This is a genomic window from Haloarcula sp. Atlit-120R (assembly GCF_003665885.1).
In the GTDB taxonomy this organism is placed as follows: Archaea; Halobacteriota; Halobacteria; order Halobacteriales; family Haloarculaceae; genus Haloarcula; species Haloarcula taiwanensis.
The window spans coordinates 1-475 of the sequence record NZ_QPLN01000073.1 but is presented as its reverse complement, the minus strand read 5'-3'; the positions used below and the strand labels follow the sequence as shown (position 1 = coordinate 475).

General features: G+C 59.2%; 1 pseudogene. It reads left to right on the top strand.

Going from position 1 to position 475, the window contains the following annotated elements:
- Positions 1-38: 38 nt before the first annotated feature.
- A pseudogene (locus DVK01_RS21270) lies at positions 39-475 on the top strand (Ig-like domain repeat protein); the annotation flags it as partial.

Sequence of the window (475 nt, the reverse complement as noted above, 5' to 3'; positions counted from 1 at the left end):
CAACGATAACTGAGCTCTCACCGTCAGACAACACCTCATTGTCGACTCGTGATATCGAACTTTCTGCCAACCTGACTGATTCGGACTTCGCGTTCGACGGCGACGAGCTCACGGCCGAGTTCATCGTCGACGGCGGTGTAGTCGGGTCCGAGACCCTCACGAGCAACGGCACCGCCTCCACGATGTACACGATGGATGGCGGGTCTGCATCGTGGTCCGTCCGCGTGAGCGACACCTACGGCAACACCGTCACCTCAGATAATCGGACGATTCGCTCACCGTCGACGCTTACCATCCGCAACGTCTCGACCGGCGATCCGATCACAGGGTCCGCGCAGGTGACTGCGAAACTCTACTCGGGTGAACTCATCTTCACGAAGAACACCTCCGGAACAATCGATCTGACCGGCGTTCCGGTCGAGCGCGGCTACATCATCGAGGTGACTGTCGACGGCTACGTTACTCGGACAGTCGC